The following is an 898-nucleotide window of genomic DNA, read 5'->3' as shown; positions in this document are numbered from 1 at the left end:
ATTACGATCCATCAGCAAGAAACCATAGGCAGAGTTCGTGTCTAACAAGCTGATCAACTTACGCAAGGCGTCAAATGTTGACATGCCTTCATCCGCAAACTTACCAATTAATTGGACGGCAACTTCCGTATCAGTGTCTGAATGGAAAGTCACATCGGCCAAATATTCTTGCTTTAATTCTAAGTAATTTTCAATCACACCATTGTGAACCAAGTAAAAACGACCATCGGCTGACAAATGTGGGTGTGCATTATTAATTGATGGCACACCATGAGTTGCCCACCGCGTGTGTGCAATACCGCTTGTTCCAGTCACATTTTTTGTACTAACCAAGGCCTCAAGTTGGGCAACACGACCCTTTTCTTTCACTAGCTGATCAGTTCCCAATGCTTGGTCAGCAACGAACAAACCCGCAGAATCATACCCACGGTATTCAAGCTTTTCCAATCCCTTCAACAAGATTGGTGCTGATTGATAATTTAATCCCGTAAATCCAACGATTCCGCAATACATATTTTGTTCCCCCTAATGCACTATCATAAACAAAGTGGTATACCCTTTTGTTTCTTCATTGCGTTTTAATACAATACCTATAATACCGTTTAAAAAAGCACGGTCAACTAAATCCTAGTATATTTTATTTTAATTGGTAAAAATTGGTATAGGTTTACGTATAGACCAATTCCGATTGATTATCGCTAATAGTTAGCTGAAAGCGCGTCCCAATTGCCTTTCACCACCTTAAGTAGCGAACCAAAAAAGCCAGGTTACACGTCAATGTGCAACCTGACTTTTAACAATTAATCATCGCTTATTAATGCTTCTTCGCATCCTTAGCGGGGTGAGTGTTCGTATTCATCTTTTCGAAGGCACGAACAGCGCGATCAACTTTCTTATT

The 898-nt window shown here is 40.2% G+C and carries 1 pseudogene; it reads right to left on the bottom strand.

Features of this window, described 5'->3' with window-relative positions:
- Nucleotides 1–513: pseudogene (locus WEIDD23_RS14190) on the bottom strand (class II glutamine amidotransferase); the annotation flags it as partial.
- Nucleotides 514–898: the final 385 nt, after the last annotated feature.

Origin of the sequence: Weissella sp. DD23, assembly GCF_001579105.1 — a bacterium.
In the GTDB taxonomy this organism is placed as follows: Bacteria; Bacillota; Bacilli; order Lactobacillales; family Lactobacillaceae; genus Weissella; species Weissella cibaria.
Note: the sequence above shows the minus strand (reverse complement) of the source record. Positions and strands in the feature narration are given on the sequence as shown.